This window comes from Bacteroides acidifaciens (assembly GCF_903181435.1).
Classification (GTDB): Bacteria; Bacteroidota; Bacteroidia; order Bacteroidales; family Bacteroidaceae; genus Bacteroides.
Genome location: NZ_CAEUHO010000004.1, coordinates 701081 through 716470, shown reverse-complemented (window position 1 = coordinate 716470; position 15390 = coordinate 701081). Strand labels below are relative to the sequence as shown.

At 42.7% G+C, this 15390-nt stretch carries 10 protein-coding genes and 1 pseudogene; 7 read left to right on the top strand and 4 right to left on the bottom strand.

The window, feature by feature from the left end:
* Nucleotides 1-72: 72 nt before the first annotated feature.
* From CLIN57ABFB40_RS14860 to CLIN57ABFB40_RS14850, 3 genes are read left to right on the top strand one after another with little or no spacing between them, the layout of a single operon-like run.
* The gene (locus CLIN57ABFB40_RS14860; RefSeq protein ID WP_175630819.1) at nt 73-513 is read left to right on the top strand and encodes a DUF6932 family protein; all 441 of its coding nucleotides are present in this window, start codon (nt 73-75) and stop codon (nt 511-513) included.
* Nucleotides 514-516: 3 nt separating this feature from the next.
* Nucleotides 517-1011, top strand: coding sequence for a helix-turn-helix transcriptional regulator (locus CLIN57ABFB40_RS14855; protein ID WP_175630818.1), 495 nt, complete (start codon nt 517-519; stop codon nt 1009-1011).
* Nucleotides 1012-1016: 5 nt separating this feature from the next.
* Nucleotides 1017-2663, top strand: a complete 1647-nt coding sequence (locus CLIN57ABFB40_RS14850; RefSeq protein WP_175630817.1) for a KGGVGR-motif variant AAA ATPase — start codon at nt 1017-1019, stop codon at nt 2661-2663.
* A 12-nt stretch (nt 2664-2675) separates the two neighbouring features.
* On the opposite strand, the gene CLIN57ABFB40_RS14845 is transcribed toward CLIN57ABFB40_RS14850, so the two are convergent.
* On the bottom strand, nt 2676-5240 hold the full coding sequence (locus CLIN57ABFB40_RS14845) for an outer membrane beta-barrel family protein (RefSeq protein WP_175630816.1): 2565 nt from the start codon (nt 5238-5240) through the stop codon (nt 2676-2678).
* Nucleotides 5241-6077: 837 nt separating this feature from the next.
* Here CLIN57ABFB40_RS14845 and CLIN57ABFB40_RS14840 point away from each other — a divergent pair.
* Genes CLIN57ABFB40_RS14840 through CLIN57ABFB40_RS14830 form a run of 3 tightly spaced genes read left to right on the top strand, consistent with a single transcriptional unit; the run spans nt 6078 to nt 9794 of the window.
* Nucleotides 6078-7154, top strand: a complete 1077-nt coding sequence (locus CLIN57ABFB40_RS14840) for a helix-turn-helix domain-containing protein (RefSeq protein ID WP_175630815.1) — start codon at nt 6078-6080, stop codon at nt 7152-7154.
* Nucleotides 7154-7657, top strand: coding sequence for a hypothetical protein (locus tag CLIN57ABFB40_RS14835; RefSeq protein WP_175630814.1), 504 nt, complete (start codon nt 7154-7156; stop codon nt 7655-7657). Before CLIN57ABFB40_RS14840 ends, CLIN57ABFB40_RS14835 begins: the two co-directional genes overlap by 1 nt.
* A 25-nt stretch (nt 7658-7682) precedes the next feature.
* A complete protein-coding gene (locus CLIN57ABFB40_RS14830) occupies nt 7683-9794 on the top strand; it encodes a BT4734/BF3469 family protein (protein WP_175630813.1) in 2112 nt (703 codons plus the stop codon).
* Nucleotides 9795-9986: 192 nt separating this feature from the next.
* Here the strand turns inward: CLIN57ABFB40_RS14830 and CLIN57ABFB40_RS14825 are convergent.
* Nucleotides 9987-11093: pseudogene (locus tag CLIN57ABFB40_RS14825) on the bottom strand (AAA family ATPase); the annotation flags it as partial.
* Nucleotides 11094-11282: 189 nt separating this feature from the next.
* Here CLIN57ABFB40_RS14825 and CLIN57ABFB40_RS14820 point away from each other — a divergent pair.
* Nucleotides 11283-12836, top strand: coding sequence for an ATP-binding protein (locus CLIN57ABFB40_RS14820; protein WP_175630812.1), 1554 nt, complete (start codon nt 11283-11285; stop codon nt 12834-12836).
* 90 nt (nt 12837-12926) lie between these two features.
* Here CLIN57ABFB40_RS14820 and CLIN57ABFB40_RS14815 read toward each other — a convergent pair whose 3' ends face one another.
* Nucleotides 12927-13961 (bottom strand): endonuclease/exonuclease/phosphatase family protein, encoded by a 1035-nt coding sequence (locus CLIN57ABFB40_RS14815; RefSeq protein WP_175630811.1) that lies wholly within the window; start codon nt 13959-13961, stop codon nt 12927-12929.
* 33 nt (nt 13962-13994) lie between these two features.
* Complete coding sequence (locus CLIN57ABFB40_RS14810; protein ID WP_175630810.1) at nt 13995-15380, bottom strand: DUF5689 domain-containing protein; 1386 nt, start codon at nt 15378-15380, stop codon at nt 13995-13997.
* Nucleotides 15381-15390: the final 10 nt, after the last annotated feature.

Below are 15390 nucleotides of genomic sequence, written 5' to 3'. Positions count from 1 at the left end.
GAAATAAAACTATCCATCCTTCAATATCCAGGTATTTTTTCTATATTTGCACAACAGAAATGATGTGTTATTATGGAATTTAATAAAGAAGGGTATTTGCCCGAAGGAATTCACACGCTCAGTTGGGAAGAATTTGAAACAACTTTCGGATTCAGCCCCAAACGTAAAGAACTGCTGGAAGGCTTACTCCAAGTTATAAATATACTAAAAATTTGTGGTTGCGAAGCTATCTATATCGACGGTAGCTTCGTCACCGACAAATTGGAACCCGACGACTGGGATGCCTGTTTCAAAGGAAGCACACAATCTCTTAAGACACTAAAAAGCCAAGAACCTTGCCTGCTCCTCACTGACGATTATAAACTGCGGGAAACGCAAAAACAAAAATTCAAAGGAGAGCTATTCTTTTACAGCCTTTATGCAGGCTTGAATATCTCCTATCTGGATTTCTTTCAAGGAAGAAAAGGAGCAAAGAGGAAGAAAAAGGGAATAATAAAAATAAATCTGAACTAAGATATGATTAAGAACGAAAGCCAACTGACACGCGCCAAACAGGAAATGGAAGAGTTGCTGGATGCCTTGTATCAGATAAAAGGAGAAGAACTGACCGACCGTATGCAAAAAGCAGCATACTGCTGCCGGTTGAAAGACTTGAGTTCGGAAATCGAAGAATTCGAGAAGTTAAGAAACCGGCAACACCTGTCTTTTACGAACGAAAACCTTCCTAAATCTATCATAGCCTTGCGTATAGCTTCCGGATACACCCAAAAGGAACTGGCAGACAAAATAGGAGTGCCGGAACAACAAATCCAACGTTATGAACAACAAGAATACGGTAAAGTTAAATTTGAGAGAGTCGTACAAATCATACGGGTACTCGCAAAAAAATGCGAATTGAACTTTCAGTTTAATGACTCCAGCCAGATGCCGGCTCCATTCAAACAGACGGAAGAATCAGCCAGAGCCACCCGTATTGCCAAAGAAAGAGCTTCACTCATGCTAATCATATAAGAGTTATGAAAACATTTACTTTTTATTCCTACAAAGGAGGAGTCGGACGGACATTGGCGTTAGTCAACGTAGCCAATCGCTTGGCTGAATTTGGAAAGAAAGTGTGTATCCTCGACTTTGATTTGGAAGCTCCGGGATTGCAAAGCAAATATGCCAAGGAACTTCAACAGCCTATCTACAAAGGATTGGTGGATTATATTTATGCATATGCTGTGGAGAATGTACAACCCCGCCATATATCAGATTATATGGTTGACATTCATTTAAACAACGCAATAAATACCATCCATTTATGTGCGGCAGGGGATGTTGACTCAAGTGATTACTGGAAAAAACTCGCACGCATCAATTGGTGGAACTTATTCTATGCAGAAAACAGTTATGGCATTGATTTCTTTCTGAGCCTGAAGAAACAGATAGAAGAGGAACTGGCTCCCGATTTCTTACTGATAGACTCCAGGACAGGAATCACGGAAATGTCCGCTATCACGATGTCCTTACTTGCCGACGACGTTGTCTTTTTGGCAGCCAATAACGAAGAAAACATCAAAGGCTGCTGTAAAGTCCTGAACTCGCTCTCCGCACCGGAAAACAACCTGCTGGGAGTCAAGAGGACCTATCATTTTGTCCTGACCCGTATTCCTCTGCCGGACAGTCCCGATGAAAAAGTAAAACATAACATCATTGTAGAGCAAAAGACAAATATCATCAAAGAATGTCTCGCAAAGAACGGCACCACCCTCGAAAGCGCGAATGTAATCCATTCAGACCGCTGCCTGGAAGAGAACGAGCTTTGCAACACTTCTTATATATACGAAGTCTCCAAAACTTCTTCCGTCAAAGAATATATGGCCTTGTATGATTCTTTGGTAAAGAATTATTTCTCTAAAGAAGACCTTGTCACTTTTGACGGATACAAGCAGCTTCAATTAGAAGTAGACAAAGCATTGCGCTACTATAGAGGAAACGACAGCCACTTCATGGAACAAGCAGAGTTACTGGTTAACTCATACCCGCAATTTTCATATGGATATTCATTCATTAGTAACTATTATTTTGACCGTTTTGAATTTGAGAAGGCATTAGAATATGCACAAAAAGCTACTGCCACCCTTGGCCCCGACTTGCTCCCAATACAACTCAAAGAGATTCATCTAAACCTTTTATTAGGAAATTATCAGAGAAGCGAAAACCTCTTGAATAAAATTTATGATAAAGATAATGAGTTTACTGAATTTCTCAAGGTCAAGATAGACCACATGATGTTTCATAATGAAGAACACGATATAAAAGCAATCACAAAGCTAATAAAAGCACATCCTGACAATGTGAAATACCGCAATGAGGAGGCTAAAATGTGGAATTTCTATAAAAAATACGCCAGTGCGCTTGAAGCCATTTATGAAACTTTAGAGATTGATTCCGAATCAGCTATGGCCTATATCACTCTTGCAGAAATCAAATATCGTATGAATGAGAAACTTGACTTCTTCCGAAATATAGAACTTGCGTTGAAATACAACTACGACTTGCGCTGGGTGAAGTATGACGAAATGTTCTATATCTACAAAGAATGTCTCGAAGATAAAAGATTCTTAGCCATACTGGATAAATATGACGTAAGACACGTTACATCCTTCTGGCTAAGTTGAGCGGTGGTGGTCTTACTGACCACCTCCGCCACCGGCGTTTCCACCGCCTTCTCCACCTTTCACATCATCATTATTGATGCTCCGGGCAGCTTTCTTCACGCTGGCTTTCAGTTCTCCAATCCGGTAGCTGATACTGAAGCCAACATAACGGCTCGGATATTTCCCGCTACTCTTTGATATAAAATTGTCACCTTTCGTATGACTGTTATACGTCCTGTACTTCTCAAAAATATTGTTGCAATATAGGTTCAGCGTGAGACGGTCATCCTTCAGGAATGAACGGTTCAACCCAATGCCGTAATACTGATAGCCGGAACCTTTTCCCTGCAAACTGATATACGGAGTACCCCCGCCCCCATTCAGGCTCAAACGGATTTTCAAAGGCAACGTATGCTGGATACCCCCGTGGCAAGAAGCGTTCCATCCATAATTGTGCAACCCTTGCGCCTCACTTTTCAAGTCCCTGTAACTTCCGCGTCCGTTCACGTAAATACGTGTTTTAGAAGAAGCGTTCCAGTTCAGATAAAGGGACAAACCGGTATCCCGATTCTTGCCGATATTGTCATAAGTGCTGTACATAGCCCCGTCCGGCGCCATGTGCTCCGGATTATCATCAAAGATTTCTCCGTTCTCATTGGTTATCAAGCGGCTCACCCTCTCTATCCCGTTATTCCCGAATGAATGGCGCAACGAAACGTTTATATTGAACTTGGCACTGAAATTACTGTACGCAATATCAAAAGCATGGCTTTTCTCACTCTTCAAGTCCGGATTTCCCTGACTGATAGACATCGGGTCTTGATTGTTAAAGTAAGGATTCAGGCTCCAGATTCCCGGACGCCAGATGCGCATATTATAACCGGCACGCAGATTCTGCGTCTTGCCGATTTTCATTCCCAAAGAGACGGACGGAACCAAATCACTGTAATTCGTATGGAAGTCCTCACCCGGTCCTACGATATATTTCACCCGTTGTATGGTCTGCTCATAACGTACTCCCGGCTTGAACGAAAAGTCCTTATACTTTAGGGTATATCCCACATAAGCCGACAGGATATGGTTGAGATGGCGGTACTCACTGCTGCGGTCTTCATTATACGCATAATTATCGCTTCCGCCTGCCGCCTCATAAAGCGCGTTATCACTGCTATTGCGACGGAAAATGTATTTCGCTCCCGTCTCAATGGTATGCAATTTCCCTATCGGAGTCGTATAATCCACCTGGAAAGTCTGCTCCATCGTATTTGTCTTTCCATCCGAATGGTAATTTTCCAACCGCAGCCGTTCCGCCAGTTCCTCTTTCTGCTCGTCGGGGAATATGTCCAGATAAACATTCTTGGAATTATCAGTTTGAGGTTGCGTATTTATCTTATAAGATAAGGTCAGCATCCGCTGCTTATTCTTCCGCGAAGTACGCTGATAGTCTATATTTCCATTTATGGAATACCACGAGTTTTTATTACGGCTATCCGTCCGGTAACGATAAGCCACGTCCTCATGGTTCGTCCTATACATTACCGTATTTCCGTTGTTGTCGCTCTTATTACTGCTGCCATACATTCCGAAAGCCGCCGTCAGCAGTCTCAACGTATCAATCTCATAACTCGCTTCCAGGTTGCCATACTGGAAATTTCCTTTCGATTTGGAACTGCTTTGAGATTCGAGAAACTTCTCGTCCCTCGCCCCCGGCTCGTAATTCTCACGGTAACTGTCCGAATAGCTGCGCGGATGATTATTATAATTGTAGTTATAATTGACGGAAATAGTCATCTTCCCCTGTTTCACCATCGCATAAGTACCGGCTCCGGCTCCGTTGTTAGTGACATTTCCCCGGAATGTAGCCGTATATCCCTCAAATCCGCTGCCCACGGTGACGATATTCAGAATACCGCCTACGCCTTCCGCATCGTACTTCGCACCCGGCGAAGTAATCACCTCAATATATTTAATGGTATTTGCCGGCATACTCTTCAGCACTTCTTTCGGATTATTGCTCATCATGTTGTTCGGCTTCCCGTTCACATGTATCTTGAAACTGCTGCTCCCGTTCACCTGCACATTATCTTCCCCGTCCACCGTCACCAAAGGAACTTTGCGCAGCATCTCCAGGATACTGTTCGACTTGGAGTCGGGGTCGTCTTCAATGTTATATTCTATCTTGTCCACATCTACCTTCACCAAAGGCTTCTGGGCGACAACTTCCACTCCCTTCAACTCATTATTGGCTTCCGAAGAATACAACGTCCCAAGGTCGGTTATTTTCGTAGAAGATTTCAAAGTGAAGTCTTTCACAACAGGCGCTTTACCTATCGAAGAAATGCTGATTACATAATCGCCTGCCGGTACATTCAATTTCTCCTGGAACTTACCGTTTGCCCCGGTCACCGCCATTTTTACAGCTTTGTCCGGAACGCCTTTCTTGGTAATCCTGATGGTGGCATACGGTTCTCCCTCTTGGGTTAACGAATCCAGAAGAACGCCTTTGATGGTAAAAGAAGGAGCTACATCTTTTTGCGCCCACCCCGTCGCACATGTAGCAAACATGAATAGTAATAGTAGCAACAGTCTGTGTTTCATGACTAGAATGATTTAGTTTTTTATTTATTAGACGCAGGACATTCTGAAATGCTGCAAATGTGGGGATAAAAATAGTTGGTTTCGTGTCAATTACGGAACATTCGGAGTTAAGAAAGTAAAACGAATAGATAAAATTTCTTACTAAAGCATCACAAATGCCCTACAAAGCTTCTCCTCTTCGGGAAGCCCTGCGATTTCACCACGCTGATGAGCAGAAAGCGTATTGCAAAGATATATGTTTTTTTGATTCCCCTCTCCACTATACACAAAAGTGAAAATCCTCTTTCAACCTATCACCACCATTCTGAAACGCCCTATTCATCGCACTTACAGAACGGTGATAGGTTGTCAATAACCTATCACCTCATCTATCACCTATCACCGTCCGCCAAAATCCAAACCGACATACAAACAGAAGCCCACGTGCAAACAAAAGTACCAACAGGGGATACATTCCATTTCCTGCCGTGAAACCAGTGTTTCCCCGGTAGGAAACTTTAGTTTCAAGCACTTGACACTTTAGTTTCCAGCCCTTGAAACTAAAGTTTCCAAGGCTTGAAACCAAGTGTTTCTCACCATGAAACGAAGTGTTTCAAGCCTTGAAAACATTTTGTTCCACTACGGCCTGTACTTAACACCCTTATAGAAAACAATAAAGAATAAGTACCAAAGAACTCGAATCCGCCCCAATGCCCCAGTTCCCATTAAAGCTAATGACCGCACATACAATACATTAAATATTATTAATCTTATATGCATCAGAGATTAAAGATGCGCATTTTGGTTGACACTTCAATAATTATTTATATTTTTGTAAACCAATAAAAGGTTATCAATATGAAGATAGAAGAGATTTTTGCAAAACGCTTAAAGAGCGCACGAATTATGGCAGGCTGGTCTATGGATATGCTTTGCGAAAAAATCGGCAATCTGATTAGCAAGCAATCTATTTCTAAATATGAGAACGGGAAAATGATGCCTGACAGCTCCGTCCTTATAGCTATTTCCAATGCATTAAACTTAGATCCGGACTATTTTTTCCGTCCTTTCTTATTTGAGCTGGACGAATTTGAGGTCAGTTTCAGAAAGAAGAATAAAGTTAAAGTATTTGAAACCAATGCTATAAAGGAAAAGATACGTGATAAAGTAGAACGTTACCTGGAAATAGAAAACATCTTAGGATTGGAGAATAAGTTTCAACCCACTGCCTATTCCAATGCTATCATTTCCAATACACAGGACATAAAAATGCAGGCTATCCGTCTCCGCGAAGAATGGAAATTGGGCAAAGATGCCATCAATAATGTCCAGGCAATGTTGGAAACACATTTCATTAAAGTTATAGACGTGGATGCACCGGAAGGATTCGACGGTTTGAGTGGCATGGTTAACGATAAATATCCTATCATTGTCTTAAACTCCAACATCGAACAATCCGAACGTCGCAGAATGACTGCTTTGCACGAACTGGGACATCTTTTGTTTAATACCTGTTTTGACCCGGCATTAAGTCCAAGACAAAAAGAAGGACTTTGCACCATTTTCGCTAACGAAATGTTGATTCCAAGCTGTGTCTTCAGTGGTATAATCGGAGAAAACAGAAGAGATATATCATTAAATGAACTGACAGACCTACAAATTCTGTACGGCATCTCGATTGACGCCATGATGATGAAAGCCAAAGAACTCAACATTATAACAGAAGCAAGATGCCGCACTTACTACATCAAGAAAAATCAAGACGAGAGATTTAAAAAATTGGTAACTGCATCCAGATTTCGAGAGAAAAAGCCCAAACGTTTTGTAAGCCTTGTATTCAGGGCCATTGCCAGTGATATAATAACAACTTCAAAAGCAGCTTCTCTCTTGAATATTTCGATTGAAGATGTACGTAACCGATTAAATCTTATATAATGGAGATTGTAGTAGTCAGCGATACAAATATCTTTATCGACTTATACACAACAGACCTGTTGGACGAATTCTTTTCATTAACTATCCATATCCACACGACAGACTTTATCATCCATGAACTGAAAGTAATGGAGCAAAAAAGTAAGATACTTGGTTATGACAAACTTTTTATTAAAAAGTTTGATATGCGCGAAATGATTGAACTGGTAGGTTTTCAACGAAAAATGCAGGATAAAACTAACGTTAGCATCCAGGACTGTTCCGTTTGGTTATATGCACAAGATAACGGTTATATCTTACTTACCGGAGATGGCAAACTTCGCAAAACTGCAATCAAAGAAGGCACGAATGTCCGCGGAATTCTATACATTTTTGACAAACTGGTAGAAGAGAAGTTGCTCACACCCCAAAAAGCTTGCGAGAAACTCCAATTGCTCAGACAAATAAACGGAAGACTACCATCTAAAGAAATTGAGAAAAGAATAGAGATATGGAGCAAATAAATAATAAACAGTAAATACACTTGACATGAAACTTACTTTGATGCGGGACTACGGCGAAACGTCAACCATGCGGACGCTGGATATAAACCTACAAATAGAAGCGATGAAGCATGAAACGAAAGCCCGCCCGATTAGCAATCTTCGGACGATCATTCGTTACGCATCACCGGACACCAAACTGGAAGAAGCCCAGCGACTGGCCAAAGTCATCCCAGCAGCCAACTTCCGCAAAACAGCCAACGGCGTACAAATGACGGAATACAACGGCATTGTACAAATAGAAGTCAACCACCTCGCAAACCGGACGGAAGTAAACCGCGTGAAGCAGGAAGCGGCAGAGCTTACGCAAACCCTCGCCGCCTTCATGGGTTCCGGCGGACATTCCGTGAAAATATGGCTACGCTTCACCCGCCCGGACGGTTCACTACCCAAAACCCGGGAAGAAGCGGAAATATTCCAGGCCCACGCCTACAGAAAAGCAGTCAGCCTGTACCAACCGGCTCTCTCCTACTCCATCGAACTCAAGAACCCGACCTTGGAGCAATTCTGCCGGCAGACCTACGACCCGGAACTTTATTACAACTCCGATGCCACCGTCATCTACATGCGGCAACCGCTGGAAATGCCGTCGGACATCACCTATAAAGAATCCGTACAAGCGGAAGCATCGCCATTCAAACGGCTAATTCCGGGTTATGATAGTTTCGAAACCTTGTCCGCCCTCTTCGAGAGCGCTCTGAACAAGGCTTACCAATCATTAAGCGAACTCCAGCCCAACGTACATCTCCATTCGGACGAAGACCTCAAGCCACTGTTAGTCCGCCTTGCGGAAAATTGCTTCCAGGCGGGTATACCGGAAGAAGAAACCGCCCGTTGGGCCATCGCTCATTTCTACACCAAGAAGAAAGAGTTTCTTGTCCGCCAAACCGTACAGAACATATATACTCACGCCAAAGGATTCGGACAAAAATCTCCCTTATCAACCGAACAGGAACTGGAACTCCGAACGGAAGAATTCATGCAACGCCGATACGAATTCCGTTACAATACGATGACGACCGTAACGGAATATCGCGAACGGAACACATTTTGTTTCTGCTTCCGCCCCATCACCAACCGGGTACGAAACAGCATTGCCATGAACGCCCGCCTGGAAGGGCTCAGCCTTTGGGACAGGGACGTCGCCCGCTATCTGGATTCCGACCGCATCCCGATATTCAACCCTATCGAGGATTTCCTCTTCGGAGTGGATGTCCGTTGGGACGGCCGCGACCGGATTCGTGAACTGGCCACCCGTGTCCCTTGCAACAACGCCCATTGGCCCGACCTGTTCTACCGCTGGTTTCTGAACATGGTAGCGCACTGGCGTCATACCGACCGCAAATATTCAAACTGCACCGTCCCGTTGCTTGTCGGCCCGCAAGCCTACCGGAAATCCACCTTCTGCCGGAACCTGTTACCGCCCGAGTTGCAGACATACTACACCGACCACATTGATTTCAGCAATAAAAGAGATGCCGAACTGTCACTGAACCGTTTCGCGCTCATCAACATGGACGAGTTCGACCAGAACGGGGTGCATCAGCAGGCTTTCCTGAAGCATATTCTCCAAAAGCCGGTGGTCAATGTCCGCCGGCCTCATGGCACAGCCACGCAAGAGATGCGCCGCTACGCTTCATTCATCGGAACGAGCAACCACAAGGACTTGCTGACGGACACTTCCGGCAGCCGACGCTACATCGTCATCAACGTAACCGCCCCCATCGACTGCTCCCCGATTGACTATGAACAACTTTATGCACAAGCAATGCATGATATTTACAGGGGAGAACGTTACTGGTTCGACCACGAAGATGAAAAGCTGATGACTGAAAGCAATCAGGAATTTCAAGTTATCCCCATCGCGGAGCAATTATTCCACCAGTATTTCCGGGCTGCCCGAGAAGACGAGGAAGAATACGAGCAACTTCTCGCCATCGAGATACTGGAACAGGTGCAACATGACAGCAGGATTCATGTATCAAATTGCAATATTATTCAATTCGGCAGAATATTGCAAAGGAATCAAGTGCCTTCCGTGCATACCAAACGGGGGAATGTCTACAAAGTGGTTCGGATTAAGCCGAAAAGAGAATAAATATACAGTTCTCGGTACGGTGATAGGTGATAGATGAGGTGATAGGTCAGAGACAATCTATCACCGTTCTGTAAGCACGATGAACAGGGAGTTTCAGAGGGGTGGTGATAGGTTGAAAGAGGAATTGGTGAAATCACTATGAGGCGAAAAAAACACAAATACTCAAACGACTAAAGAAGTTCTAAAAAGTCGAATCAATCCTTCCCGTACTTCTTTATTGGGACAAGCAAGTGTATAAAGTTGGAATTCAGGGTCATACTCATTAATAGTAAAATAACCATTTTGATAAAGCACAGGTAAAATATCCACTGCAGGGTTAATTGCCATATCAAGTTGGGCAACGGTTGCCATAGTACCCTCCAGCTTACAAATATCCATCTTATTTTGTTGTAACATATCAACTAAAAAAGTAGGTACGATCATAAAATTCCCGTAGTTCTTTTGAGAAAATGCATTGAATAAACTAAATGGATTACAAGTTTCCTCGCTGTTTTCACTAAAATGGTATCCGCCATACTGCTGTTTCAAATGTACACAAGCCTCCTCATAGGTTTCATTATTGGCCTGTGCCATCATCTCAATATCAGTTTTCAACTGGGTACGCAATTCCTGCTCGGTAATACCACAGATAGCGCTATAGTTACCTAGAATACTAATATTTAGCATATTATTCAATCCGCTAAAAATGCTATTCATTTGACTAAACGGACTGATACCTGTCAGGAAAAGAAAGCGTAGATATTCTCCTTGTGCTTTCAAAGGACTGAAGAATTTACGCATTTCTTCACGAAGATCGTTTTGTAGTTCCGGCAAATGATTACTGTCTAATAAAGGAGCGTCATATTCGTCAACGAGCACTACTACCGGTTTGCCCGTCTTTTCATAAGCACGACGAATCACTCCCCGGAAACGTTCTGCCGGCGTTTCTTCCACTTCTTCCTTTCCATAAAGTTTTTCCCAATCGTGCAGATTCAGGTTCAACTGCCCTGTCAGGTCGGAAAGTGCTGTGTACTTCGTCATACTGAAATCTATGTGCAACACCGGATAGACATTCCATTCTTTCTCCAAACGTTCCATCGCCAATCCTTGGAACAAATCTTTCTTCCCCCGAAAATAAGCATCAAGAGTAGATACCAGCAAACTTTTCCCAAAACGGTGGGGACGACTCAAGAAATATACCTTATTAGTATTTGCCAAACGATATATTAACTCCGTCTTATCTACATATACGTTATTATTATTGCGTAACCGCTCAAAATTCTGTATCCCTATCGGATATATTCTGAAAGTTGTATCCATAATGCCTATCTTTATTAAAATGAAATGCAGACAAATATAGGGATTAAAAAAGATACCACAAACAGTACATACTGTTTTCTACACCTCATTCTGTTAAAAGCAATCATCTTATACTTTTCTCTTTCTAAAAACAATGAAGTAGTTGGAAATTTACTACCTTTGTGTAATTGAGTTATAAAACCGGAGTATATGAGTAGTAAAATTTACCCTATTGGCATACAGAATTTCGAAAAGATTCGTAATGACGGTTATTTCTATATTGATAAAACGGCATTGATTTATCAAATGGTTAAAACCGGCAGCTACTATTTCTTAAGCCGCCCGCGCCGCTTCGGAAAGAGCCTGCTCATCTCCACTCTGGAAGCTTATTTTCAAGGAAAGAAGGAGCTGTTCACGGGACTGGCAGTAGAAAAGTTGGAAAAAAACTGGATAAAATATCCCGTGTTACATATCGACCTTAACACCGAAAAATACGATACTCCGGAAAGTTTGGAGAATAAGTTGAATGGAGTATTGGTGGAATGGGAAAAAAAATACGGAGCAGAGCCATCGGAAAAATCTTTAGCCACACGCTTTGAAGGCATTATCAAACGTACCTGCCGACAAGAGGGGCAACGCGTAGCCATTCTTGTGGATGAATACGACAAACCAATGTTGCAAGCTATCGGCAATGAAGAATTACAAAAAAATTTTCGTAACACTTTAAAGGCTTTTTATGGTGCATTGAAAAGCCAGGATGGATGTATCAAATTCGCCATGCTGACAGGAGTTACCAAATTTAGCAAAGTCAGCGTGTTCAGTGATCTGAATAATCTGGACGATATATCAATGTGGAACGAATATATCGAAATTTGCGGTGTCAGCGAACGGGAAATCCACGAGAATCTGGAGGCTGAGCTTCATGAATTTGCCGATGCACGGGGAACGACATATGAAAAACTTTGTACTGAATTAAAGGAGTGCTATGACGGTTATCACTTTACTCATAATTCCATCGGCATGTATAATCCGTTCAGCCTGCTCAACGCGTTCAAGCGTAAAGAGTTCGGCAATTATTGGTTTGAAACGGGAACACCTACCTATCTGGTGAAGTTACTGAAAAAGCATCATTATGATCTGGAACGGATGGCACACGAGGAAACCGATGCACAGGTATTGAATAGCATAGATTCCGAATCAACCAACCCGATTCCGGTAATTTATCAGAGCGGATACCTTACCATTAAGGGATATGACGAACGTTTTGGCATATATCGTCTAGGTTTTCCCAACCGTGAAGTGGACGAAGGCTTCATGCGTTTCTTACTTCCTTTTTATGCGAATGTGAATAAGGTGGAATCTCCGTTTGAAATTCAAAAATTCGTTCGTGAAATAGAGGCCGGAGACTATAACTCTTTCTTCCGCCGCCTGCAGAGTTTCTTCGCTGATACGACTTACGAAGTAATCCGGGAGCAGGAATTACATTATGAAAATGTACTTTTCATCGTTTTCAAACTGGTTGGTTTCTATACCAAAGTGGAATACCACACCAATAACGGACGCATAGACCTCATCCTGCAGACAGACAAATTCATTTATATAATGGAGTTTAAGCTGAATGGTACAGCGAAAGAGGCGTTGCAGCAGATTAACGACAAACGATATGCATTGCCTTTCGAAGCAGATGGGCGAAAACTGTTCAAGATAGGGATTAACTTCAGTGAGAAAACCCGTAATATCGAGAAATGGGTGGTGGAATCCTGAATGAGATATTCCCGCACATTGAAAAAATGCATAGATTCAAACAACATCAAGTTATTCAAATCTATGCATTTACAATATACAAGAATACTATTAACGTATTTCTTTCACAAAATAAATCAAGGCCGGGAAGTGGTCACTATATCCATTTATAAAAGTATTACTGGAGAAAGTACGCCACGGGTATCCTTTGCGTTTTCCCTCTTGTGTTGTCAGGAAATCACGGTTAAAGATTTCCGCTTTCCAGAATTTCAAGGTAGAGCGGTCTTTGCCTAACAAGTTTCCTGATATAATCAACTGGTCATACAGGTTCCATTTATCCTGGTAGCAAAGTGATCCGATTCCCTTGTCAAATAATGGCCACGTTGCATTGAAGTATCCATCCGGTTCTGTATCCGCAGCTTTACGACGGGCTTTCAATACTTCTTTCGTACTTTTATCAGTAGGATCATCATTCATATCACCGACAATCAAGACTTTGGCCTGCGGGTCAGCCGCATGAATGGAGTCTGCAATATGCTTAGTTATAGCAGCGGCAGCTTCTCTATAAATGGATGAGCGGTCACCACCGTAACGGGACGGCCAATGATTTACAATCATATGAAAGGACTCTCCCGCCAACAACCCACTTACTAACAGCTGGTCACGAGAACGATAATTCGGTTTGGAAGACATGAAAAAAGGATATGCCTTAGATGAAAGCAGGGTAAACAGTTTGGGATTATATAAACAGGCAACATCTACTCCCCGGCGATCCGGTGAATCATAATGCACAATCTCGTATCCCATAGAAGCAAGCGGTTCTGTTTTCACCAAATCTTCCAATACCCGACGGTTCTCTACTTCCGATACACCAAGGATAGCTGGACCACCCGGACACTTCTCCCTCGCAAGTTTAGCAATCACTTTCGCCATATTACTCAACTTTTGACGGTACTTCGCAGGAGTCCAAGAATATGGGCCATTCGGCAGGAATTCATCATCACCGGGATTATTCGGGTCGTCTTCCGTATCAAACAGATTCTCCAGATTATAGAATCCTGCAACATACACGCCCAAACGTGTTTGCCCCACCACTCCGATGGACAGGGCAAACAGTAAGATTAGCAATATATTTCTCTTTATCATCAGATTACGATTATAAGGGAATTGTTGTGTCTATTATTCGCCGTCAGGCACCGGAGCGATTACATCACCACCATCACCTTCACCTGTTCCAGGAGCGATTAGTTTCACATCATACAGACGTATGCCTTTTACATTGGTAGCACTAGCACAACTGAATGTCAGCGTAGCAGTTCCAGATACGGCAATATCATCTATACGTATCTCTTCCAATACATACGGGTTACTTGTACCTGCCAGTTCTTTGCTAGGTACTGCCAAATCCGTATCGTTACATTTCACACTCAGCGTATTGATATTCTGCACATCAGCGGGCTGATATACATTAACACCCATTTTATAAATCAACGACACTTTAGTAGCCCCCTTCAAGTCTATACTTCCAATGGAAAGTGAATAATCACCTCCTGCAGGGAACCACACATTACCATCACCACTTTGCATACGGGCAGAAAGATTATCTACACTACCTGAAAATAGCTCTTTCGGGTTATCATATCCAGTGTAGTCTTTCAAGAAAGGCCAATAATTTCCTTCTTTTTGCGGTTCACCAAATGTTTCACTGAACAGTACTGTCTCTCCTGTTTCACCGCCACCGCCTTCTCCTTCGTTCGGTTCAACACCGTCAAAACCAAACACATCTGAATAAGCAGGAATAGTCAATTGCCATGTTCCATTAAAACGTCCTAAGATACCAACAACTGTACCAGTTCCTACCGGCAACGTCTCATACGCAAAAGAAGCATAATTACTTGTACGCACTGTAATAGTATTGCCATGAGCATCTTTCAACGTTTCCTCTCCGAAACCACCTGTTTTAGCAAATGTATTTTTCCCTCCATTTACAAAATGTACCCCTTCGAGTTGTACAAGACGATAGGTCATTTTGCTTACATCAAGATTCACCACACTTATATCCGTGATAACTTCTGGCTTTACATTATCAGCATATGGCCATCCATTTTTCTTCACCAACTCTTGGAAAGTAGCAAACGTCATACGATAAAGATAAGCGTCCGGCCAGCCTAATTGCTGTTCACCGCCATATACGGATACACACATGCCTTTCAGATTGATGAATACTTCCTGACCACGACGATAGGTAGTGTACACATTCCCTTGATCCAACTGTATCGGCAAGGCTGCCGTAGCATCTTGCACAATAATTTGCTTGTAGATATTACCGGATTCATCATTACCCGTAATATAGGCTTTCACTACATAATCCTCCGTAATCACTATAGGAGTTTCAGCAGTAGCCGCACTGTATTTTTCTTTCAATTGCGCCAAAGTCGTATTGGGCTGTGCGCCAGTATAAACCGGTTCGTTCAACGGCGGAGCATCATAGTCACGTTCACAACTGGTCATCAAAACAGCCATAACCAATAGTGGCAAAGTATATATTTTCTGAATTAGTTTCATATCATTGATT

Excerpts from the sequence above, each read along its gene's own strand:
- CLIN57ABFB40_RS14860 (WP_175630819.1), top strand. The coding sequence starts at position 73 with ATGGAATTTAATAAAGAAGGGTATTTGCCCGAAGGAATTCACACGCTC.
- CLIN57ABFB40_RS14835 (WP_175630814.1), top strand. The coding sequence starts at position 7,154 with ATGGAGATTGTAGTAGTCAGCGATACAAATATCTTTATCGACTTATAC.
- CLIN57ABFB40_RS14845 (WP_175630816.1), bottom strand. The coding sequence starts at position 5,240 with ATGAAACACAGACTGTTGCTACTATTACTATTCATGTTTGCTACATGT.
- CLIN57ABFB40_RS14810 (WP_175630810.1), bottom strand. The coding sequence starts at position 15,380 with ATGAAACTAATTCAGAAAATATATACTTTGCCACTATTGGTTATGGCT.
- CLIN57ABFB40_RS14840 (WP_175630815.1), top strand. The coding sequence starts at position 6,078 with ATGAAGATAGAAGAGATTTTTGCAAAACGCTTAAAGAGCGCACGAATT.
- CLIN57ABFB40_RS14820 (WP_175630812.1), top strand. The coding sequence starts at position 11,283 with ATGAGTAGTAAAATTTACCCTATTGGCATACAGAATTTCGAAAAGATT.
- CLIN57ABFB40_RS14815 (WP_175630811.1), bottom strand. The coding sequence starts at position 13,961 with ATGATAAAGAGAAATATATTGCTAATCTTACTGTTTGCCCTGTCCATC.
- CLIN57ABFB40_RS14855 (WP_175630818.1), top strand. The coding sequence starts at position 517 with ATGATTAAGAACGAAAGCCAACTGACACGCGCCAAACAGGAAATGGAA.
- CLIN57ABFB40_RS14830 (WP_175630813.1), top strand. The coding sequence starts at position 7,683 with ATGAAACTTACTTTGATGCGGGACTACGGCGAAACGTCAACCATGCGG.
- CLIN57ABFB40_RS14850 (WP_175630817.1), top strand. The coding sequence starts at position 1,017 with ATGAAAACATTTACTTTTTATTCCTACAAAGGAGGAGTCGGACGGACA.